Raw genomic sequence first — 5,720 nt, 5'->3', positions numbered from 1 at the left:
TACCCCGCCTCCACACCCCCGCCGCCGGGGGGGGGGGGCCCGCCTTGGGGGTGAGCGCAATGGGGGGGGAGTAGTTGGGGTTGCGGTTGCGGCGGTGGACCGAGGGTTCGGTCCACGGCCCCTGGCGGTCGGTCTTCGACGGCCACGGCGCGAACACCGGCTTCACGAACGGCCTGGCCCTCTCCCCCAAGCCGGCGCGGCAGCCGGACGAGACCCACGCCGGACTGATCGTCTCCACGCGGCAGTACGGGGACATGAGCCTCCAGGCCCGCATGCGCACCGTCGCCCAACTGCGCACACCCACGCCCAACCCCTGGGAGGTGCCGTGGCTGGTGTGGGCGTACACCGACCCGGACCACTTCTACTACCTCATCCTCAAGCCCAACGGCTGGGAGCTCGGCAAGCGCGACCCCGCCTACCCCGGCGGCCAGCGCTTCCTGGCGACGGCCGCCGAGGAGTTCCCCGTCGGCGACTGGTCCGACGTCACGGTGGTCCAGCGCGGTGCCCACCTGGACGTGAGCGTCGACGGCAAGGGCCTGGTCTCCTACGACGACGAGGAACGCCCGTACCCGAGCGGCAGCATCGGCGCCTACACGGAGGACGCCCAGGCGGTGTTCAGCGACATCGCGGTGGAGCCGACGCAGTAGCGTCCGCCGCCCACTGCCGCGACCTCGACGGACTGCTCCGGCGACGGCGCGGGGGCGCAAACCCACGTGATCACGGGGCACCCGGTCTGCCAGACTGCCCGGCGTGAGCAATTCGAACGCCCTGCCCGTCCTGCGGACCCCCGATCTGCCGACCGCCTACCGTGCCGTCAAGCGGCTGCTGAACCTTGCGATCCCCATGGACTCGTTCAACGTCAGCGCGGAGACGGAGGCCCTCACACTCGCAGAGGCGCAGCGCATGGCGGCCGCCTTCCCGACGGCCACGATCGCCCCTGACGACCCGTACCGGCCGGAGTCCAACGACGACGTCCGCCGCATGGTCGTGGCGGGGGACCCGGACGTGGCGGCGCTGCTCCCCGTCTCGCTGATCCTCGAACGGCTGCCGGTCGGGTCGATCGAGGAGGCGTTCTTCGGGGTGGCCGGGTCCGGTCCGGGTTCGATCGACTGGGACTGCTTCAGCTGGCCGGCGGTTCCGGAGCTCGGCCTGGCGGTCCGCAACAAGGACGCCTACGTCCAGATCGCGCTCAACAGCCGGGACGTTTTCCGTGACGTGCCCGCCGAGGACCACACGGTCTTCGTCCACTTCCGGCAGGGCGACGTGGAGCGCGCCGAATGGCTGGCCCGGCAGGCCGGGTTGCAGCCGGTCGGCCCGGTGGAGTGGGGCTGGTAGGGCTCCTGCTCGCGGCCGGGCGGCCGCATTGCGCGCCGTTCGTCCTACTGGCGGGACCGCGCGCTCTCGATGCCGTCGAGCATCAGGCCGAGCGTGAAGTCGAAGCGGTCGTGGGTGCTGCCGGCCGTCAACTCCTCGGCGTAGCGCCGGGTCTGGGGGTAGGCGTCGGGGAGGGCGGCGAAGCGGCGCAGGAGTTCGTCGCGTTCGACGACCCACGCGCCGTCGCCGCGTTCGTGGCGCTTGCCGGCCATGGAGAGCTCAAGGCTGTACGCGTTCACGTAGAGCATCAACGAGTCCATGGCCCAGGCGGCGGCCTGCGGGGGGATGCCGCCGGCGAGGAGGATGGCGAGCAGGCCCTCGCCGACCCGGAGGGTGTCGAGGTCCGAGGGGGCGGCGGCGAAGGCGGCCCGGGAGATGCCGGGGTAGCGCAGGTACTGGTCGCGGAGCTGGGTGCAGACGCCGGTGATCTGCTGCCGCCATTGGGCCGGGTCCGGCTCCGGGAGGTCGATCCGGGCGCACAGGCGGCCAATGAGCAGCTCGTCCAGGTCGTCCTTGTTCACCACGTGTGCGTAGAGCGAGGACGGCCCGGTCTCCAGGGCCGTCGCGAGGCGCCGCATGGTGAGGGCCTCGAAGCCCTCCTCCTCGATCATCGCGAACGCCATGCTGATGATCGCCTCGACCGTGATCGGCTTCTTGCGTCCGGCGGACGGCCCGCGCCGGACGCCCGGCGCGTCCGTGTCGGTGCCGAGCTGGTGCCGCGCTGCGCGTCGCTCCTGCGGGGTGGGTGCCATGCGAGCAGTCTAACCAACCTGCGAACGGTGTTCCACGCCACTAAGAACGGTGTTCGTATTGAACAGAACACCGATCTGCTGTAGAACGGTGTTCGTGTCTACTGACCAGCTCACTTCCCGATCCCCCGCGACCACCGGCAGCACCGTGCTGCCCCCGCGCACCGCGTGGCTCGTCGTGGTCGTCGTCTTCCTCGCCGACGTCATGGACCTCATCGACGCCAGCATCGCCAACCTCGCCGGCCCCTCCATCCGCGCCGACCTCGGCGGCAGCGAGTCCACGCTCCAGTGGGTGCTCAGCGCCTACACCGCCGCCTTCGCCCTCGGCCTCGTCACGTCCGGACGGCTCGGTGACCTGCTGGGCCGCCGGCGACTGTTCCTGCTCGGCTTGACCGGCTTCACCCTGGCCTCGCTCGCCTGCGGACTGGCCCCGAACCCGGCCCTCCTGATCACCGCCCGCACGCTCCAGGGCCTGTGCGGATCGGTCATGATCCCGCAGGGCATGGCCCTGGTGAAGATCGTCTTCCCGCCCCACCAGCTGCGCAAGGCCCTGACGCCCATCGGCCCCCTCATGGGCCTGGCGACCGTCGCCGGCCCGATCCTCGCCGGGTGGCTGCTCCACCTGAACCTCTTCGGCAGCGAGTGGCGCCCGATCTTCCTGATCAACATCCCCTTCGGCGTCATCGCCCTCGCGATCGCCTGGCGCGTGCTGCCCGCGCACGGCGGCGAGGACCGCTCCGCCCGCCTCGACCCGGTCGGCGTCGGGCTGCTCACCGCCGCGTCGGCACTGCTGATCGTCCCGCTCATCCAGGGCCGCGAGCACGGCTGGCCCGCCTGGAGCTACGCCATGATGGCGGGTGCGGCGGTCCTGTTCGCCCTGTTCGTGCGCTTCGAGCGGCGCAGCGCGCACCCGGTCATCACGCCGTCGCTGTTCCGCAAGCGCGGCTTCGTCGTCGGCCTGATGGTCTCGGGCGGTTTCTACGCCGCGCTGAGCGCGTTCGTCCTGACCGTCAACCTGCTGCTGCAGCAGGGCCTGGGCTGGTCGCCGCTGCACACCGGCCTCACGCTGATCCCGTGGGCCCTCGGCACCGCCCTCGCCGTCCTCCTCGCCGGCCGGTCACTGGCCGTGCGGCTCGGGCGCACCGCCCTGCACCTGGGCCTGGCGATCGCGGTCGCGGGCCTGCTGGCGCTGTGGTGGTCCACCGCCCACTGGGGCACCGACCTCTCCGCCTGGAAGCTGGCGCCCGCGCTCCTGCTCACCGGATTCGGCTCCGGCATGGTCTTCGTCCCGCTCGTCGACTACATCCTCGGCGACGCCACGACCGAGGAGGTCGGCACGGGCGCGGGCACCCTCAACGCCGTCCAGCAGTTCGCCGGCGCGATCGGCGTGGCCGCCCTCGGCACGGTGTTCTTCGCCCGCACCGGGCACGGCTCGCCGCACTCCAGCATCGACGCCGCCGAACTCGTCCTCGCCATCACCGCCGGCCTGAACCTGATCGTCTTCGCACTGGTGGGGCTGCTGCCCCGGCACGCGCAGCAGGCGCACGGCTGAGCACGCACCCACCGACGCAAGGGAAAACACCATGAAGGCAGCACAGTTCAGCCGTTTCGGCGGCCCCGAGGTCCTGGAGATCGTCGACCTGCCCGACCCGCATCCGGGCCCCGGCGAGATCCGCATCGCCGTCCGCGCGGCGGGCGTCAACGCCAGCGACTGGAAGAAGCGCCGGGGCGAGATGGACCAGGCACTCCCCCAGGCCCTCGGCCACGAGGCGGCGGGCATCGTCGACGAACTCGGCGAAGGCATTGAGGACTTCGCGATCGGCGACCGCGTCTTCGGCCTCTGCACGGCCGGCGCGGCCCAGGCCGAACTCGCGGTGCTCTCCTGCTGCGCGCCGATCCCGCGACCGCTCGACTTCCCGGCCGCCGCCGCACTGCCCGCCGCCGTCGAGACGGCCACCCGAGTACTCGACCAGCTCGGCGTCGCGGACGGACACGTCCTGCTGGTCCACGGCGCCTCGGGAACGATCGGCAGCGCCGCCGTCCAACTCGCCGTGGCGCGCGGTGCGCGCGTGATCGGGACCGCCGGCCTCGCGCGGCACGACTACCTGCGCGGCCTCGGGGCCGAGCCCGTCGTCTACGGACCCGGGCTCGTCGAACGAGTCCGGGCGGTGGCTCCCGACGGGGTCGACCTCGCGCTCGACGCCGCCGGGAGCGGGCTGCCCGACCTCATCACGCTGACGGGCGGGCCCGGGCAGGTCGTGACGATCGCCGACTTCGCCGGCGCACGGGAGCACGGCGTCCGGTTCAGCCGGGGCGACGACGGCCGCGCCCTTCACGCCATCCGCTCGATCGGCCCGCTGATCGAGGCCGGGCGCTTCACCCTCCCCGCCGTTCGGACCTTCGCGCTCGCCGACATAGCGGACGCGCACCGGGCCGGCGAGAGCGGCGGCCTGCGGGGGAAGCTCGTGCTGGTGATCGGCCCCGACGCCCGGCGTCACTCGGGCGGCGGGCTGTCCCAGGAGTAGGTGTCGGGCCGGTTGTGCGTACCGCCGGAGTTCTGGTCGTGGATGGCCGCGTCGGCGGTGTACGCCGTCCCGTCGGCGAAGTCGACCTGGCAGCGCAGGTGAACGGTCTCCCCGCGCACGGTGCCGTGGACGTGCGGGGTGCAGGAGACCGAACCGACCGGCCGGTGGTCCTGGGTGGTGATGTGGGACTTCATCACGTTCTGCAGGGCCACGTAGGCGTCGTTGTTCGGCCCGCAGGCGGCCGCGGTGGCGGCCAGGGCGACGACCGCCGCGGCTGCCACGGATGCCCGCGGCAGCCGGGCCCGCCGGGTCAGCCGGGCCCGCCCGCGAAGTCGGTCCACGCGCATCGGTGAGCTCCAGATCGCCGGTCGGAAGGAGCCCCGATCGTAGCCCCCGCAGGCGGGGCCCTTCACCACGCGATTCACCCGACCGGTCCCGCCCGACCCGTCCGACACACCACGACCGGCGGACCATCGCCCACCCCGGCAGGAGCGGCGCCTACTGTCACCCTCGCCCCTCAAAAGGGATATTTTCTGACAGATCGGAGAATCATCATGCACCGTCACACCACCTGGGCGCTGGCCGCACTCGCCGCCGCCGGCATCGCCGCCGTACCGACCGTCGCGAGCGCCGAGGTCGTCTCCGGCGGCAACCACGGAACGGTGGTGGTCGGCAACGGCAACCAGGTCGCGGGCTACGACATCATCAACGCGGGCCACGACGCCACCGTCGGCTCGCACAACGGCTCCAGCGGCGTGGCCGGCGGCGCCATGGACGCCGCCCAGGCGGCGGGCGGCAACTGGGACACCGTGATCGTCGGCAACGGCAACCAGGTCGCCGGTGACGACATCGTCAACGCCCTGAACGACGCCACCGTCGGCTCCTACAACGGCGGCTCGGGCATGGCGGCGATGATGACCACCGCCCTGAAGCCGATCACGGGCTGAGGCCGGGGCAGCCCCGGTTGAGGGGGGGGGGGGGGGGGGGGAGATTGCCGGCGCCCCCGGGGGGGCCGGCCCCGCCGCCGGCGTGCGGCTGCTCGGGCAGGAGCGTGGTGCGGTCCATGCCGAGC

The 5,720-nt window shown here is 72.6% G+C and carries 7 protein-coding genes; 5 read left to right on the top strand and 2 right to left on the bottom strand.

Annotated elements, in window-relative coordinates:
* The first annotated feature begins 80 nt into the window (after positions 1–80).
* Both ACFV4G_RS37690 and ACFV4G_RS37685 read left to right on the top strand, forming a co-directional pair.
* Positions 81–647, top strand: coding sequence for a family 16 glycoside hydrolase (locus ACFV4G_RS37690; protein ID WP_380447072.1), 567 nt, complete (start codon positions 81–83; stop codon positions 645–647).
* A 103-nt stretch (positions 648–750) separates the two neighbouring features.
* The gene (locus tag ACFV4G_RS37685; RefSeq protein WP_380447070.1) at positions 751–1,335 is read left to right on the top strand and encodes a hypothetical protein; all 585 of its coding nucleotides are present in this window, start codon (positions 751–753) and stop codon (positions 1,333–1,335) included.
* Between the two features lie 44 nt (positions 1,336–1,379).
* Here ACFV4G_RS37685 and ACFV4G_RS37680 read toward each other — a convergent pair whose 3' ends face one another.
* On the bottom strand, positions 1,380–2,126 hold the full coding sequence (locus ACFV4G_RS37680) for a TetR/AcrR family transcriptional regulator (RefSeq protein WP_380447068.1): 747 nt from the start codon (positions 2,124–2,126) through the stop codon (positions 1,380–1,382).
* A gap of 94 nt (positions 2,127–2,220) precedes the next feature.
* Between ACFV4G_RS37680 and ACFV4G_RS37675 the strand changes: the two genes are divergently transcribed.
* Complete coding sequence (locus tag ACFV4G_RS37675) at positions 2,221–3,675, top strand: DHA2 family efflux MFS transporter permease subunit (RefSeq protein WP_380447067.1); 1,455 nt, start codon at positions 2,221–2,223, stop codon at positions 3,673–3,675.
* A gap of 31 nt (positions 3,676–3,706) precedes the next feature.
* On the top strand, positions 3,707–4,648 hold the full coding sequence (locus ACFV4G_RS37670) for an NADP-dependent oxidoreductase (RefSeq protein WP_380447065.1): 942 nt from the start codon (positions 3,707–3,709) through the stop codon (positions 4,646–4,648).
* Here the strand turns inward: ACFV4G_RS37670 and ACFV4G_RS37665 are convergent.
* On the bottom strand, positions 4,618–4,995 hold the full coding sequence (locus ACFV4G_RS37665) for a hypothetical protein (RefSeq protein ID WP_380447063.1): 378 nt from the start codon (positions 4,993–4,995) through the stop codon (positions 4,618–4,620). The genes ACFV4G_RS37670 and ACFV4G_RS37665 overlap by 31 nt on opposite strands.
* Positions 4,996–5,202: 207 nt before the next feature.
* Between ACFV4G_RS37665 and ACFV4G_RS37660 the strand changes: the two genes are divergently transcribed.
* The gene (locus ACFV4G_RS37660; protein ID WP_380447061.1) at positions 5,203–5,595 is read left to right on the top strand and encodes a hypothetical protein; all 393 of its coding nucleotides are present in this window, start codon (positions 5,203–5,205) and stop codon (positions 5,593–5,595) included.
* The last annotated feature ends 125 nt before the right edge of the window (positions 5,596–5,720 follow it).

Origin of the sequence: Kitasatospora sp. NPDC059747, from assembly GCF_042732955.1 — a bacterium.
Lineage (GTDB): Bacteria > Actinomycetota > Actinomycetes > Streptomycetales > Streptomycetaceae > Kitasatospora.
The sequence above is the reverse complement of the archived record's forward strand: the minus strand, read 5'-3'. Positions and strand labels throughout refer to the sequence as shown.

Excerpts from the sequence above, each read along its gene's own strand:
- ACFV4G_RS37670 (WP_380447065.1), top strand. The coding sequence starts at position 3,707 with ATGAAGGCAGCACAGTTCAGCCGTTTCGGCGGCCCCGAGGTCCTGGAG.
- ACFV4G_RS37680 (WP_380447068.1), bottom strand. The coding sequence starts at position 2,126 with ATGGCACCCACCCCGCAGGAGCGACGCGCAGCGCGGCACCAGCTCGGC.
- ACFV4G_RS37665 (WP_380447063.1), bottom strand. The coding sequence starts at position 4,995 with ATGCGCGTGGACCGACTTCGCGGGCGGGCCCGGCTGACCCGGCGGGCC.
- ACFV4G_RS37660 (WP_380447061.1), top strand. The coding sequence starts at position 5,203 with ATGCACCGTCACACCACCTGGGCGCTGGCCGCACTCGCCGCCGCCGGC.